Here is a 14,796-nt window from a genome sequence, read left to right as displayed (position 1 = left end):
AACGCACTGAGTATTATTAACCTTTGCGCAGCAGATACCGATAGGGAAGCTGTTCGGTTTCCTGCGCCAGAAGCTCATGCTCCATATAGACGCAAAAACCGGGAATATCGCGGGTGGTGGCCGGATCGTCGGCGATAATCAGCAGCGTTTGCCCGGTTTCCATCTGGCGTACCGTCTTACGCACCATCATCACAGGCTCAGGGCAGCGCAGCCCCTGCGCATCAAGGGTTTTATCCGGGTTGGTAAAGGGATCGGTCATCAACGTTCTCAGTACAGGAATCAAAAAACCGCCTTAGTTTACGCTGAGGATTTCCCGACGCAAGCGACGACAACGTTTGCGCATAAAACAACCATCCTTTCCCGGTAAAACACATTGCATTAGCGATGCAATTGCGTATTATGCCGCCGCGTTGCAGCATAAATCTGCACGTTATTTCTTGGGTTCCCTAACCCCAATAACCAAAAAGGTCACATTATGTATCGTTTTACTCCCCAGCAGCGGCTTACGGCGCTGATCTGGCTATCGTTGTTTCATGTCCTGATCATTACGTCGAGTAATTATCTGGTGCAGCTCCCGGTATTGATTTTCGGTTTTCATACCACCTGGGGCGCGTTTACCTTCCCGTTTATTTTTCTGGCAACTGACCTGACGGTACGGATTTTCGGTGCACCGCTGGCGCGTCGTATTATTTTGACCGTAATGGTACCTGCACTGGTGATTTCCTATCTGGTTTCATCCCTGTTTTATCAGGGATCGTGGCAGTCGTTCGAAGCGTTAAGTCAGGTGAATATTGTCGTAGCGCGTATTGCCTGCGCCAGCTTCATGGCCTATGTTCTCGGCCAGATTCTGGATGTTCACGTCTTCAATCGGCTGCGCCAGAAACGTGCGTGGTGGATCGCTCCAGCCGTTTCGATCGCATTTGGTAATTTCAGCGATACGCTGGCCTTTTTCTTCATCGCGTTTTATCGCAGCACCGATGCCTTTATGGCCGCAAACTGGGTTGAAATTGCGATGGTGGATTATGCCTTTAAACTTTTGATCAGCCTGGCGTTCTTCCTGCCGATGTACGGCGTGATGCTAAACATGGTGCTCAAACGTCTGAGCGAGCAGAAAGGCTCGACCGACTACCGCTCCGTCAGCAGCCACCATTAATGCCTATCGGGCGGCCATTTGCGCCGCCTTTTCTCATTAAGTCACTCATCGTTTTGTAAAAATAACGCAGGCAACAACAACGGTTTGCAACAACAAAATGCTTGTTTTTGCTATCTGAATAGGGTGCCATACTGTTATGACCTGTTCAAAAACGAGAGAAAGGGATCCCATGTCGAATGTAATCAAATACCTCGGTGTCGGCTTGCTTGTCGGCCTGCTTGCTGCCTGTGATGGCAAAACGGATGACGCCGCGAAAGCGGGCGCGCAAGATAAACCTGCCGCAGAAGCCAGCGCGGGTCAGAATATTGAATTAATGGAAGGCAAAATTGCGTTTACCCTGCCCGCCGATATGCGCGACCAGAGCGGTAAAGTGGGAACGCAGGCGAACAACATGCACGTTTACGCCAATGACAATGGGCAGAAAGCGGTCATCGTGATTCTGGGCGACAACACCACGGAAGAGCTGACCGTGCTGGCGCAGCGTCTGGAAGATCAGCAGCGCACGCGTGACGCGAACCTCCAGGTCGTGACCAACAAAACCATCGACGTTGACGGCAAGAAGCTGCAACAGCTCGACAGCATTATTACCAGCAGCGGGCAGCAGGCTTATTCCTCTGTCGTACTGGGCAAAGTGGAAAACCAACTGCTGACCTTGCAGATCACGCTGCCAGCCAGCAATCAGCAGCAGGCGCAAACCGAAGCGGAAGGCATCATCCACACGCTGAAGCTGAAATAATCGGTGTTATCGTCGGACAGTAGCCACCGAGGTGGCTACTGTTGTTCTCTATACGCTCGCGATCCGCTGAGCCAGCCGCCACGTCAGCGCCAGACCGCATAGTCCCAGCAGCGCCGCCGCCAGATAAATAGAGGCGATACCGGTATAGGCCATCAGTCCCCCCGCCACCGGCCCGACGACACCCAGCGACAAATCGAGAAATATGGTATAGGTTGCCAGCGCACTACCTTGATTCTGCGGCGAGACAGCCTGAACGGCGACAACGCCTAATGCCGGGAACACCAAAGAGAAACCCGCCCCCGCGAGGAATGCGCCGATTTCTGCCATCAGCGGTTGCGTCGCGCCCCAGACCAGCAGCAACCCCACGATCTCAACCACAAAGCACGCCATCGCCACGCGTAACCCACCAAATCGCTGAATACTGTTAGGAAACACCAGCCGCGCACCGACAAAAGCGCAGCTGAAAATCGTCAGCGTCAGCGCGGCACCTTCCCAGTTCCGATCGGCATAAAACAGCGTGATAAAGGTGGCGATCACGCCAAAACCCGCAGAGGCGATCGCCAGAATAATGCCGTAAACCCAGACTTTCCCCAGCACTTCGCGAAAAGGAATCTTTTTCCCCGGCGCCACCTGCACCGCCGGGCGCGGCAGCGCAAGCACAATCGCCACCGCTGCGATCAGGATAATGCACACGGAGAGCAGTTTTAGCCCACCGATATGGTTAAGCCAGACGCCGAGCGGTGCGCCAATCGCCATCGCGCCGTAGGTGGCAATGCCATTCCATGAAATCACGCGTCCGATGTGTCGAGAACCCACCACGCCGACGCCCCAGAGCGTTGCACCGGTACCGGCAAAACTCTGTCCGGCCCCCAAAACAATACGCCCGAGACACAATAACAGCAGCGTAATCACCGGCGAGGCGTCGCTAAAGGCAGCCAGCAGGTAAAACACCCCGCTCAGCATGACGCCAGCCAGCCCCCAGACAACGATTTTCTTCGGCCCTTTTTCATCGGCGCTACGCCCCGCGTGCGGGCGGCTCAACAGCGTGGAAAAATATTGCAGGCTGATCACCAGCCCGGCCCAGAACGCGCTATAGCCAAGGTGATCGTGCACGTATCCCGGCAGCACCGCCAACGGCAGACCAATATTCAAATAGCTGGCGAAGTTGAACGCCACAATAGAAACGATGCGCAGATTAAGGCGCAGACCGCTCAGCGACGGTTCGGATGGTGAAGGTGTTGGCATGGAAAATTCACTCGCTTAACGTCCGTGTATGACGTACGTTCAGAAAAATATCGAAAAGTCACATTCTTATATTGTTGGTTATAATCAAGCTTATGCTAATAAACTAATCCCGAACCCAGGAGAAACGTAATGCCTGTACCGGCAGACTCGGACCGCCAGTCAACATCGTCAACCCCTGAAAGGGACACATCGCCACAGCAACCTCTCTCGTTTTTGGGCAAGAGCAAACGTCTGGCCGCTCGTATTCAGGCAATTCCCAGTGTGGCACACCTGATCCGCGCGGGCGAACGTTTCAACGATCGCATGGGCAACCAGTTTGGTGCGGCAATTACCTATTTTTCCTTTCTGTCGCTGATCCCGATTCTCATGGTGTCTTTTGCCGCCGTCGGTTTTGTGCTGGCCTCCAACCCCGATCTGCTGACAGGACTAATTAACCGCATCGTCAACAGTATCAGCGATCCTAATCTGGCTACTACGCTGAAAAATACCGTCAACACGGCCGTGCAGCAGCGTACCACCGTCGGGATTACCGGTTTGCTGATCGCGCTCTATTCCGGCATTAGCTGGATGGGAAACCTGCGTGAAGCGATTCGCGCCCAGTCGCGCGATGTGTGGGAACGGAACCCGAAAGACGAAGAGAAGATTTACTTTCAATACACGCGGGATTTCCTGTCGCTAACTGGCCTGGTCATTGCGCTTATCATTACGCTTTTCCTGACTTCCGTTGCTGGCACCGCGCAAAACATGATTGTAACCGCGCTGGGGCTGGATGGCATCGAGTGGTTACGCCCGGCGATGACGCTGATTGCCCTATCCATCTCCATTTTCGCTAACTATCTGTTGTTCCTCTGGATATTCTTCGTTTTGCCGCGCCATAAGCCTAAACGCAAAGCGCTCTTCCGCGGCACGCTGATCGCCGCCGTAGGCTTTGAAGTCATCAAATTCGCGATGACCGTGGCATTACCTAAGCTGGCCAGCTCGCCTTCCGGTGCCGCATTCGGCTCGGTCATTGGTCTGATGGCATTCTTCTATTTCTTCGCGCGTCTGACGCTCTTTTGCGCCGCCTGGATCGCCACAGCGAACTATAAAGGTGACACCTCGACAGACAAGAATGAGCAGGAAAAAGAACCGCCCTCACCTCGCTAAAATCAGCGGGAAAGCACTGGTTTTCCGATCTGCATCATGAAAAAATAAAACATCGTTTCAAGACTATTGACTCAGTCTCACGTAATGTTGAGACTGACGTTAATTTCCGCGTTTTTTATACCCAATAAACATCAGGTGCAGGGTACCTTTTCAAAGGCCAAAAGTGATGACAACTACTAACATTGCCGTAATCGGCGAATGCATGATCGAACTGTCGCAGAAGGGCACGGATCTTAACCGTGGATTTGGCGGCGATACGCTGAACACTGCCGTTTACATTGCCCGTCAGGTAAACGCCGATAAACTGGGCGTGCATTACGTGACCGCACTCGGCACCGATAGCTTCAGTACCGAGATGGTTGCCGCCTGGCAAAAAGAAGGGGTGAAAACCGACCTGATTCAGCGACTGGACAACAAGCTGCCCGGTTTATATTTCATTGAAACCGACGCGAGCGGCGAGCGTACATTCTACTATTGGCGTAATGACGCCGCTGCCCGCTACTGGCTGGACAGCCCGGAAGCAGAAAAAATCGGTCAGTCGCTGGCACACTTTGACTATCTCTACCTGAGCGGCATCAGTCTGGCGATTCTGAACGCCGACAGCCGTCAGCGTCTCCTCGCCCTGCTGCGCGCCTGCCGCGCCAACGGCGGTAAAGTGATTTTTGATAACAACTACCGTCCACGTCTGTGGCAGAGCAAGGAAGAGACGCAACAGGCCTACACCGACATCCTGTCTTGCACAGATATTGCCTTCCTGACGCTGGATGACGAAGACATGCTGTGGGGCGCGAAGCCACTGGAAGCAGTATTGGAACGGACGCACAATCTGGGCGTTAGCGAAGTGGTAATCAAACGCGGTGCCGATTCCTGCATCGTGTCAGAACGTGGACAAGCGCTGGTTGATGTCCCGGCGATCAAATTGCCCAAAGAGAAAGTGGTCGATACCACCGCAGCGGGCGACTCTTTCAGTGCAGGTTACCTGTCAGTGCGCCTGAATGGCGGCAGCACGCAGGAAGCGGCGCAGCGCGGCCACCTGACAGCCAGCACGGTCATTCAATACCGTGGGGCGATTATCCCGCTTGAGGCAATGCCTGCGTAAACACCGTGCATCACATCAATCTTAAGGCCGCAATAGCGGCCTTAAGGTATAACGCATAACAGTGGTAGCACTCTGCCTCACCGATGGCTTTGCGGTTTAACGTGCTCCTGGCTGGTTCATCGGCTGTTCCTCAAAGCCCCCGAATGGACCACCTCCCCGACCACCGCCGCCGCCTCCACCACCCGGAGGTGGGAACAGACAACCGCTCAACATGGTGATCAGCACGAACACCCCCGCAGCTTTCAGAATACGACTCATATTTTATCCCTCGGTACATTTTATGAAACACGAGGGATAATAGGGGTGGAGAAAGCTAGCAACAACGAGATTTATCCTTAAAACCTACGTATAAATAAAGAGTTACATTACCTAACGTTCTGCTAACGATATCCTGTACTTTACTATACGTGGCCTTTTACTCCGCCCGGCAACCACAAACCGCTACCCTGCATCCTGATACCCAAAGGCGACTGCCCTACTGCGCGGCAGGCGGTTTCTCAGTTTGAGACCCTGCTGCTGCGGTGCTGGCAGCAGGTTCAGTGGCTGGCGTCATAATCTGGTCATAGACGTCCTGCAACGCCTTCATATTTGCTTCCGGTTCACCGGGCTGTTGGATCAGCATCAATGTCGTATCCTGCACCAGTTGCTGGTGAAGTTCCTGATTCAGCATATCGAGCGTCAGTGAGGACAGATAGGTCTGGCGCAGTTTCTGATACTGTTCGGGAGCAATATCTACAACACCGTTTTGCTGGGAGCGCAGGCGTTGATCCATCAGGATGTCCGTGCTGGTACGCGCATAAGTGGCAAACAGCTTATTCAACTCGTCCGTCTTGCGCGCGATTAGCGCATCAAACTCTTGCTGTGTCAGCCCTTTTTCACGCAGCGTCGCCAGCTCACGAGCGATAAACGTCACGCCCGGTTCAACGCTCTCGCTGTTCGGCACATCCATATTAATCGCGCACTGAGAACGGGTATAAAACACATTGCAGTCGAAGCGGAGGTTGTTGCCCTTCAGCGGGCTCTTCTCCAGTGCTTGCTGCAAGTGCCAGAACATTGCTTCCCGCGTCATATCACCCAGCCAGTAGCGCACCAGTGCCTGTGATTCACGAATCGGGTGCCACGGGGCATCCCACATTATCGACACCGTATCCTGCTGGACGTTGTTATTCATCAGGCTGATCGGCTGCGTCGGCAGCGGGCTTAACGTCGGTAACGGCGCAGGGGCTTCACGTTTCCCTTCCAGCGGAGAGAAGACTTTCCCGATCTGCTCGATCACGCTGCGGTTATCCACATGACCGACGATGTAGAGCGTCATTGCATCTGGCGTATACCAGGTTTTATAAAATTGTTGGAGCTGTTCGCCATTTAACGGCGGTTTGACGTCCTGAGCAGGATCGTGTGCCAGCAGGGGCGAGCCTTTCAGGCGATAGCGCCAGCTCGGATCCTGTGGGTTAATCGGAAAGGTTGCCACCTGATCGGGCACCTTCAGCGCGGCCTGTAGGCTTTTTTCGTCAAACGTCATCTGCCCTGCGCTTTCCGCCAGCCACGTCAGCGCTTCTTTCAGCAGCTCGGGACGGTTGTTCGGCAAACTCAGATTATACGACGTGAAATCGTACGAGATAATTGCCGGAGGCAGGACACGGGAACCGTTAGCATCGCGCATCCACATGGAAGGTCGCTGGGCTGCGGACAATTTATCGCCGGGCGCTAAGGCCAGACGAGGAAGAAAGTGAGCAAAACCTACCTGCTGGGCGTTTTCCAGCAGCGACCCGGCATTCACCACCAAACGCAGCTCAACCCGATCGCCGGGGCGCTGTGGCGTGGTTAACAACTGCCAGGTAAAACCATTATCAAGCTTACCCTGCTGCCAGGCAGGATCGGGCTGTAGTGCTTCAGCCTGCACGCTGCTGCTGACCACGGCCAGCAACAAACCACCAACGAAAAGCGCCTTTTTGGTGCCCTGCATGTGAACCCCTACTTATAGCTATCCAACATAATAAATGTGGTTATTGTTGATCATTATGGTGGCCTTGCGTCTGCCACCGCACACTCTCGTGGATATATCACGGAAAAAATTGAAGACGCGAAGTGTACCATTCCCTTAGACCGCGCGCTTTTGTCTATGTCACTCCAGGAGGTGAAATAATCTGCAAAAAAGGCAAAAATAGTCATATGTAACAATATTTTTACGTTTCATGACGGGTAAGAAAAGCGGGAGATACGCGTGGCCTGGGTTGGTTTACAGATAAAAAAATTCCCCACGGTGCGTTAACACCGCAGGGAACTGATTGAGCAAACTATACCGGAATGATAAAACTCAGCCGGAATGATAACGGTATGCTGGAATTACGACTGCGCCGTCGGCGTAGCCGCGTTATCACTTTTATTGGTACCGGACAGCTCAGCATCCAGTTTCTTCTCATCCAGCTCGCGGCAGTATTTCGCTACCACGATGGTCGCAACGCCGTTACCAATCAGGTTGGTCAGCGCACGGGCTTCTGACATGAAACGGTCGATACCCAGAATCAGCGCCAGACCGGCAACAGGCAGGTGGCCCACAGCAGACAGCGTTGCCGCCAGCACAATGAATCCACTTCCCGTCACGCCCGCTGCACCTTTAGAGGACAGCAGCAGCACCACCAGCAGGGTAATCTGATGCCAGATGTCCATGTGGCTGTTGGTTGCCTGAGCGATAAATACCGCCGCCATCGTCAGGTAGATAGAAGTACCGTCAAGGTTGAACGAGTAACCGGTAGGGATCACCAGACCAACGACAGATTTCTTACAACCGACCTTCTCCATCTTCTCCAGCATACGTGGCAGCACAGATTCAGAAGAGGACGTCCCCAGCACGATCAGCAGTTCCTCACGGATGTAGCGAATAAATTTGAAGATACTGAAACCCGTCGCTTTGGCAATACTGCCCAGCACCAGGAAGATGAACAGAACACAGGTGATGTAGAAGCAGGCAATCAGTTGCCCCAGTTGCACCAGCGTACCGACACCATATTTACCGATGGTGAAAGCCATTGCACCGAACGCACCCAGCGGAGCCAGTTTCATGATCATGTTAATGACGCCGAAAATGACCTTGGAGAAGCTGTCGATCACGTCAAAAATCACTTTGCCTTTTGGCCCTAAGCGGTGCAGCGCGAAGCCGAACATCACCGCAAACAGCAGAACCTGCAAGATATTACCGCTGGCAAACGCGCCGACCACACTCGCCGGAATCACGTCCATCAGGAACGGAATCAGACCCTGTTGCGAAGCCTGTTGGGTATAAACCGCCACCGCAGACGCATCAAGCGTACTTGGATCGATGTTCATGCCCGCGCCAGGCTGCACGATGTTGACCACGACCAGACCGATAATCAGCGCAATCGTACTCACGATTTCAAAATACAGCAGGGCGACCGCACCAGTGCGACCGACCGACTTCATGCTTTCCATTCCTGCGATACCGGTAACGACCGTACAGAAGATAACCGGCGCAATAATCATTTTAATTAATTTAACAAACCCATCGCCCAGAGGCTTCATTTGCTCGCCAAGCTGGGGGTAGAAATGCCCCAGCAGTATCCCTATCGTAATGGCGGCAAGAACTTGAAAATAAAGACTTTTAAAAATTGATGTTTTCATACATACGTCCTATGGTGGGGAAAACACAGGAGGGGAATAGGGTACGAAAATGCCGCCTGTGATTGCGCCGGAAAGTAACATCGCAATAACAAGCTGAGAATGTTTTATAAGTTTAGTTTGTGAACGGCAGGTTAAAAACAAGAGCTGAATCACGTCAGCAAGAATTATAAAGAAACATCAGTGCAATTTACTTGTAACAGATGCACATTTTTGCAGCAGAGCAATCCTCTTAAAAACCGCTCAAACCCCCGCCATACGGGGAAGGCGCGTTTCAGGAAACCCATCGACAAAAAGTAACATTTACGTTACCTGTGAATATTCAGGAAGACGCGCTGAGGCAATGAATGCCGAATTTCTTATCGCGCCGCGCCAGTTGCATGGCAAAACGCGCCTGTGACAACAGCAGCGCTGCCGCCTCTGGTCGAGGATCGGTAATAGTGAGAATACCGACGCTGACAGCCCGCTCAGGCTGGGAGTCTGCGGGTAAAAAAGGCAGATTAATCGCCAGCATGACACGTTGTGCCCAATCCTGCGCTTGCCCAGCGGATCCCAGCGTTTTCCCAATGAGGGCGAACTCATCGCAGTCAAGACGCGCCAGACAGGCGGCTCCTGACTCGTTCTGCTCTTCAATCACCGTACTAAGCTGCGTAGCCAGCGTGGTCATATCGCCCTGCTTACCCGCTGAGGCGTCAAGCCCGAAAACCAGCAGGCTGAACGGTGTCGCATCAGCAAGACGCTGTTCGAGGCGTCGCATGAAATGCGCTTTATCCGGCAACCCCGCCCCTTCCGTTCCGGCAGCGAGAGACTGCTCCAGCAGTTGCTGATTACGGTTGTAGCTGCGCACCAGCGCACCCAGTTCATCATCCTGATGCCAGGCCGGCAACGTAAGCGGACGGTGGAGCATGGCGTCCGGCGGGAGATTCTGTAACTCGACAATAATCCCACGTAGCGGGTGTATCAGCAGGCGGTTAATGCACCAGGTAATGGCGATCGACATAATCAACGCTAGCAGCAGATACGTCGCCAGCATGGTTGAAAAGGTGCTGACGATAAACTGATACATCCGGTAGGAATCTGCCTGTAAGACCAGATGCGCCAGCGGGGCAGAATACTGCGTCTGCGGCGGAGAATAGAGCGGAATAGAAATACGGATCGGCAGCCTGAAGACCCGCGCGATCCAGTCTGGCACCGGGCGTTCTTTCGGGAAATTCGCGTGCAGCGTCTGGAAGTCATCCGGCAGAAGCACATCTGCCCGGCTCAGAAAGGCAACCGGTAATAAGCTGTCCAGAATATTGCCCGCTCGCTGTACTTCCCCTTGCAGCACCGCATCCGTCAACGGTTGACGCACGGAATAGGCGATGCTCTCCAGCTGTCTGGCATAGTCTTCACGGCGCTGATGAACGAAGTGAAAGAGCTGTATGACGATAAACAGGCTGATCGTCACCAGTGCCACGGCAGACACGGCTGTCATCTGTTTAATCGTTAATGAACGTCTGAGCCGCAAGCGCTTTCTCCGTCAACCTTTATGCAGACCTGAATACCTGGATAGTATAAGGCAGCTTATCGCCGCCTTAACGCTGTTTTCTGCGGATATTTGGGGGATTTCATCTTAATCCTAAGCTCCCCACGGCAACCGCGGTAACGCGGCCTCAGAATAGGGTATATCCCCTACATAAGCCAGTGCGGCTATTCGGTAACAGACAGAAGGTGGCGGACACCGCCGGGAGAAGAATCGGGCAAGCTTTTCGCCTGCCCGATCGCGTCACAAGATGAGGTTATTGCGGGTACGGCACCCAGTCTCCGCCGTTCAGACGAATGTAGGGTTTTCCCTGATATTGCATCACGATAGCGTTCTCATTTTCCGAAATCGCTTCCGTTTGCGGCAGCGCGCTCGTCAGCGTTTGCCAGTCTATGGAAGGGGTCGTGAACACTTTGCCGTCCACCATTCGCGCCACCAGCTCCGAAATCGCCAGATAGCTGCTCGGTGACGTAATCTCCAGCGCGTCACCCTGATGCGGCGCCTGTTGACCAAACAGTTTCACACCGACGGGAATATGCGTGATGCGCGGGCTGGGAATATCGCGCAGCCCGGACATTTGCATCTTATCCCCGGCCAGCGCCGCACCGTGTTCCGGCACCATAATCACCATCACCTTGCGACCGGATTTTTGCAGCTCGTCAAAAAACGCATCCAACTGGTCAAACAAAATCTTCGCACGTGGCGCATAGTCCGCTGACTGATTGGTGCCGACAAAGCGATTGCCATCATGCAACGGAATCAGGTTAAAAAAAGTTGCGTTACGCGTCGTCGTCGCTTTATTTCGCTCACTCAACCAGCGATTTAACAGCTCCAGATCGTTATAAATCGGCCCACCATCGAACGAGGTAATCTGATGGCTGATCCCCTCCTTCGACAGCATTGGGATATGAATATCGCCCTCTTCACGCACCTCACTCAGGTAATTACCAAAGACGCCGGAGTGATCAAGCATCAACTGTTCTTCAAAGCCCAGCTTCACCAAGTTGCTGAACAAGTAGCACTTCTGATCCACTGGCTGGTACAAATCGGTGTGGGACTGTTGACCACAGCTTGCGCGCAGCAGGCGAATTGACGCCGGCCCACTATAAGCCGTGGCAGAATTAAACTGACGGAACAGGATGTCGAATTTCTTCCACAGCGGATGGTTTTCTAACTGTGACACTTCCAGATCCGACCACGACAGCGAACAGATATTGATAATCAGCAGGTCAAAAGGCTGAGCATCCTGCGGCAGCGTGGCAGGGAACGTCGTGGTGCGTGCTTTCTCTCGCGTATAGAACTGGTTCAGATAAGCCGTTAGGTTCGAGTTCGTTGGCGGTAATGCCGCTTCGGGCAGCGCAGTATTTCCCCCCGTTGGAGAAGCGGCTGCCGAGGGGGCGGATGTCGTCGATACCGCGGGCATCAGCGACACAGCAGGCCCCGCCAGATTGACGATGTTTAACCACGCCAGCGCCACCACAGTAAACACCGTAATACGAATCCACTGGGCGAAGAACAAGTAAGCCACGCTAATGACCACCGCCGCGCCAACCATTTGCCAGTTAATGAAGCGATTTAACAGCTCCAGCAAATAGGCCGCGCTAAAGCCAGCAACCTCCGTTCCCGGGCTGAGAATGCTACTGATGCCCGGCAACCAGGTATCGTGGTAAAACAGTCCGATGCCGAGCGGAATAGCAATAATATGCCGCCAGCGGTGCAGCGTGACGTTGGGGATAGGGAACAGCAGAAACGCCAGAAAGACCAGATTAAGCAGCGGATGAAAATTCAGGTAGCCAAACCATAGCAGGGCAAATTTCAGCAAAAAATACAAATTCCAGGCACCGAGCCCACGCCAGTAGCGCCATAGGTTCTGCTGTTTTTGCGTATGATTTTGCTGAGTACGTGTTTTTTCGTCCATTTTATTTTTTAGTCTCTGCTGAAGTCGGCTTGGTTGAGACCGTCTTTGTTGAAGAAGAACTGCGCATCCAGATGCTCGCAGGCTTCAGGTAACGCGGCGACAGCAGCCTGTTTTTCCAGTACTGAAACCAGTGGGGAATCACACGGTGCGCCAGATAGCCAAGCGTAAAGAAGACGACCGCGCTCAATAACACCAGTTGAATGATATCCATCAGGTTCATGACAGTTCTCCCGGTACGCGGGCCAGTAAGTCAGGTTTCAGTAAATCAATCGCAATGGGTTCACGTCGCGGCGTCTGGCTGTGCGGTGTAGATTCAGCCTGCTGTAATTGAACATAATCGTTAATCTGCTGTTCCTGACCCAGCGTATCCTCCTGCACCAGCGATTTAACTTCTGCCAGAATATGCAGGTCTTGTGACCAGACAATCCGATTGCTGAACGCTTCATCTACCGGCAGGCGGAAAATGGATTTCAGCGCAATATCCAGCTCATTCAAACGGCAATTGGACAGGAACAAAAACAGCCGCCCCTGCGCGATCGTGACGACATCACCAAAGCGCCGTAGCGTGCACAGCGTCAACGCTTGCGCCGCCCGTACGCCCGGCACGGGACGCAATGCGACCAGCACGCCTTTGCTGCCTTCTGGCATGAGCGTGCTATCAATCAACATCTGCACAGATTGTCGAAAGGTCTCGGGAGGCTGATAGCCCTTAATCTGTAGCGGCCGCATGGTGGTCAGCAAGACCTCGACATCGACAGGAACATGCTTGGTAAAGCGCTGCCCTTGCACGCTTTCGATCCGCGCCAGAAAACGGGATAGCGGCTCGGAATGGGAGACAATAATATTGGCGCCACATGCCAACAGCAGGCGCTCGTCACTGGCACGCAGGCAAGGCTTTATTTCGCGCACCACAATCTTCAGCAATTCGCCACGCTGCCGCCGCAGGCTATGAACCTGTTTGACGAGCGTATCCACCTGGCTGGTTTGGCTGAGCGCAAAAACGAGGGTGGCCGAATTCGTCAACATGCCGGTTTGTACCAAAATGGCGTTGTCGTCCAGCAGTTGCCAGTTTTCTGACAGCGCAGGCGCCCCTTCCATTACGCTCTTTTCCATCAGGAATAGCCCATCGTCATCCAGAGACGGCGTGAGTACCGGTTCCTCTTCCTTCAGCATGTGCCATCCGTCATTACCGGATTGCAGCATCTGTACCTTATTCGCCCGTACGCCTCTTTCCGTTGCCCACCATGACACCAGATACTGGGCGCGATCCTGTTGCCATTGCAGGCTGGCTAAACCATAGAGCCCACGATGTTGGGAAATCAGCATATTCCTCAGGCGGGTTACGCCGCTGCTGTGGCCGATCACCACCAGCGTGCACTGGCGCTGATGTAGCCATGCCGCCGTGTCATCTATCCAACGTTGCAGCCTGTCCGGCGAAATATCCCGCCACAGGCTAGCGGGTGCATAAAGCACCAGAAGGCGATTTTTGGGGCGTAATGCGCGCATTAAATCATCGGTTAAATTCAGCAACGCGGCTTTATTTTCCGGTAATATGTAGCAAGATAGTTGTTTTGTTTCGGTAATATTTATTTCATCAGTAAACAACGCATCAGATCGCTCTCCACAGCCTATTAACGTCACTCTCGCGTCGTTATTCTGGCCATGTATGATTTGCTGACAAAATAATGCGGCATCAACCTGTCGATCGATATTTACCCAATAAAAGCCAGCCAGTTGGAGCGTAGCCAGTTCATCCCAAAGGTCACGGATACCTAATGAAAAGTTCTGCTTCATAGACTGATTTCTTTTCCGTTAATGGCGAAATTCCACCTTAAATATGCAGCCAAAATAAACTCTAGCAGCCCCTTGTGGGATCACAACTGTACGTTATGAATTATTCCTATCCGTTGATAAATCACCCGTTACTATTTTTCCCTATTCACATTGCAATCATGAATTCATTGCTATAGTTAATTGGCACACCTGACTCCTTATTAAAGACAGCAGAGGCGTAAACCTTCATCTACCAGACTGTCTGTTATGGATGCAAAAGAAGCACCACATCTGCCATGCAGATGTTTCCCTTTATCAATCTCAATGATAATGGATAGCCTATTTCAGAGGCATGGAATGAATAACGAACCGACTCGTATAAATACCAGCGCACACGCCGATTTAACCGAAAATGCAAGAGCCGATGACGATCTGCGGGTTCTCAGTCAGGCCTTTTCTTTACCTGAAATAAACTATATCGATATCGCCCGTCAGGTGCGTCTGAGCCAAATGATGGCTCGCTGGCCGCTGCTGGATGAATTAAAAGAACCGGCCGGGAGCGACTGAC

General features: G+C 52.9%; 14 protein-coding genes. 5 read left to right on the top strand and 9 right to left on the bottom strand.

The features are described 5' to 3' along the window. Window positions 1–16 precede the first annotated feature (16 nt). Complete coding sequence (gene tusA / locus NAL19_RS00435; protein WP_103862344.1) at window positions 17–259, bottom strand: sulfurtransferase TusA; 243 nt, start codon at window positions 257–259, stop codon at window positions 17–19. A 216-nt stretch (window positions 260–475) separates the two neighbouring features. On the opposite strand from tusA, the gene NAL19_RS00430 reads away from it, so the two are divergent. Together NAL19_RS00430 and NAL19_RS00425 are read left to right on the top strand one after the other, a co-directional pair. Then, a complete protein-coding gene (locus NAL19_RS00430) occupies window positions 476–1,153 on the top strand; it encodes a 7-cyano-7-deazaguanine/7-aminomethyl-7-deazaguanine transporter (protein WP_263058465.1) in 678 nt (225 codons plus the stop codon). 169 nt (window positions 1,154–1,322) lie between these two features. Continuing rightward, entirely contained in the window at window positions 1,323–1,889 is a 567-nt protein-coding gene (locus NAL19_RS00425) for a DcrB family lipoprotein (protein ID WP_225086437.1), read from the top strand. Between the two features lie 48 nt (window positions 1,890–1,937). Here NAL19_RS00425 and NAL19_RS00420 read toward each other — a convergent pair whose 3' ends face one another. After that, window positions 1,938–3,134: an MFS transporter gene (locus NAL19_RS00420; RefSeq protein ID WP_263058464.1), complete on the bottom strand. Its 1,197-nt coding sequence runs from the start codon at window positions 3,132–3,134 to the stop codon at window positions 1,938–1,940. 129 nt (window positions 3,135–3,263) lie between these two features. Between NAL19_RS00420 and yhjD the strand changes: the two genes are divergently transcribed. Together yhjD and NAL19_RS00410 are read left to right on the top strand one after the other, a co-directional pair. Then, window positions 3,264–4,280, top strand: a complete 1,017-nt coding sequence (gene yhjD / locus NAL19_RS00415; RefSeq protein ID WP_225086435.1) for an inner membrane protein YhjD — start codon at window positions 3,264–3,266, stop codon at window positions 4,278–4,280. 166 nt (window positions 4,281–4,446) lie between these two features. Next, the gene (locus NAL19_RS00410; protein WP_225086434.1) at window positions 4,447–5,379 is read left to right on the top strand and encodes a sugar kinase; all 933 of its coding nucleotides are present in this window, start codon (window positions 4,447–4,449) and stop codon (window positions 5,377–5,379) included. Window positions 5,380–5,475: 96 nt separating this feature from the next. On the opposite strand, the gene NAL19_RS00405 is transcribed toward NAL19_RS00410, so the two are convergent. The 7 genes from NAL19_RS00405 to bcsE all read right to left on the bottom strand — a co-directional run bounded on the left by NAL19_RS00405 (window position 5,476) and on the right by bcsE (window position 14,249). Beyond that, the gene (locus NAL19_RS00405; RefSeq protein WP_225086433.1) at window positions 5,476–5,637 is read right to left on the bottom strand and encodes a hypothetical protein; all 162 of its coding nucleotides are present in this window, start codon (window positions 5,635–5,637) and stop codon (window positions 5,476–5,478) included. 217 nt (window positions 5,638–5,854) lie between these two features. Beyond that, window positions 5,855–7,345, bottom strand: a complete 1,491-nt coding sequence (locus NAL19_RS00400) for a M16 family metallopeptidase (RefSeq protein WP_263058463.1) — start codon at window positions 7,343–7,345, stop codon at window positions 5,855–5,857. 380 nt (window positions 7,346–7,725) lie between these two features. Then, window positions 7,726–9,018: a dicarboxylate/amino acid:cation symporter gene (locus NAL19_RS00395; RefSeq protein WP_225086431.1), complete on the bottom strand. Its 1,293-nt coding sequence runs from the start codon at window positions 9,016–9,018 to the stop codon at window positions 7,726–7,728. Window positions 9,019–9,337: 319 nt separating this feature from the next. Further along, entirely contained in the window at window positions 9,338–10,522 is a 1,185-nt protein-coding gene (locus NAL19_RS00390) for a diguanylate cyclase domain-containing protein (protein ID WP_263058462.1), read from the bottom strand. A gap of 271 nt (window positions 10,523–10,793) precedes the next feature. Then, window positions 10,794–12,455 (bottom strand): cellulose biosynthesis protein BcsG, encoded by a 1,662-nt coding sequence (bcsG, locus tag NAL19_RS00385; protein ID WP_263058461.1) that lies wholly within the window; start codon window positions 12,453–12,455, stop codon window positions 10,794–10,796. A gap of 1 nt (window position 12,456) precedes the next feature. Further along, a complete protein-coding gene (bcsF, locus tag NAL19_RS00380; RefSeq protein ID WP_263058460.1) occupies window positions 12,457–12,675 on the bottom strand; it encodes a cellulose biosynthesis protein BcsF in 219 nt (72 codons plus the stop codon). Continuing rightward, window positions 12,672–14,249, bottom strand: coding sequence for a cellulose biosynthesis protein BcsE (bcsE, locus tag NAL19_RS00375; RefSeq protein WP_263058459.1), 1,578 nt, complete (start codon window positions 14,247–14,249; stop codon window positions 12,672–12,674). Before bcsE ends, bcsF begins: the two co-directional genes overlap by 4 nt. A gap of 336 nt (window positions 14,250–14,585) precedes the next feature. On the opposite strand from bcsE, the gene bcsR reads away from it, so the two are divergent. Beyond that, complete coding sequence (gene bcsR / locus NAL19_RS00370; RefSeq protein WP_225086426.1) at window positions 14,586–14,795, top strand: cellulose biosynthesis protein BcsR; 210 nt, start codon at window positions 14,586–14,588, stop codon at window positions 14,793–14,795. The last annotated feature ends 1 nt before the right edge of the window (window position 14,796 follow it).

It is taken from the genome of Pectobacterium sp. F1-1 (assembly GCF_025643735.1).
GTDB lineage: Bacteria > Pseudomonadota > Gammaproteobacteria > Enterobacterales > Enterobacteriaceae > Pectobacterium > Pectobacterium colocasium.
Note: the sequence above shows the minus strand (reverse complement) of the source record. Positions and strands in the feature narration are given on the sequence as shown.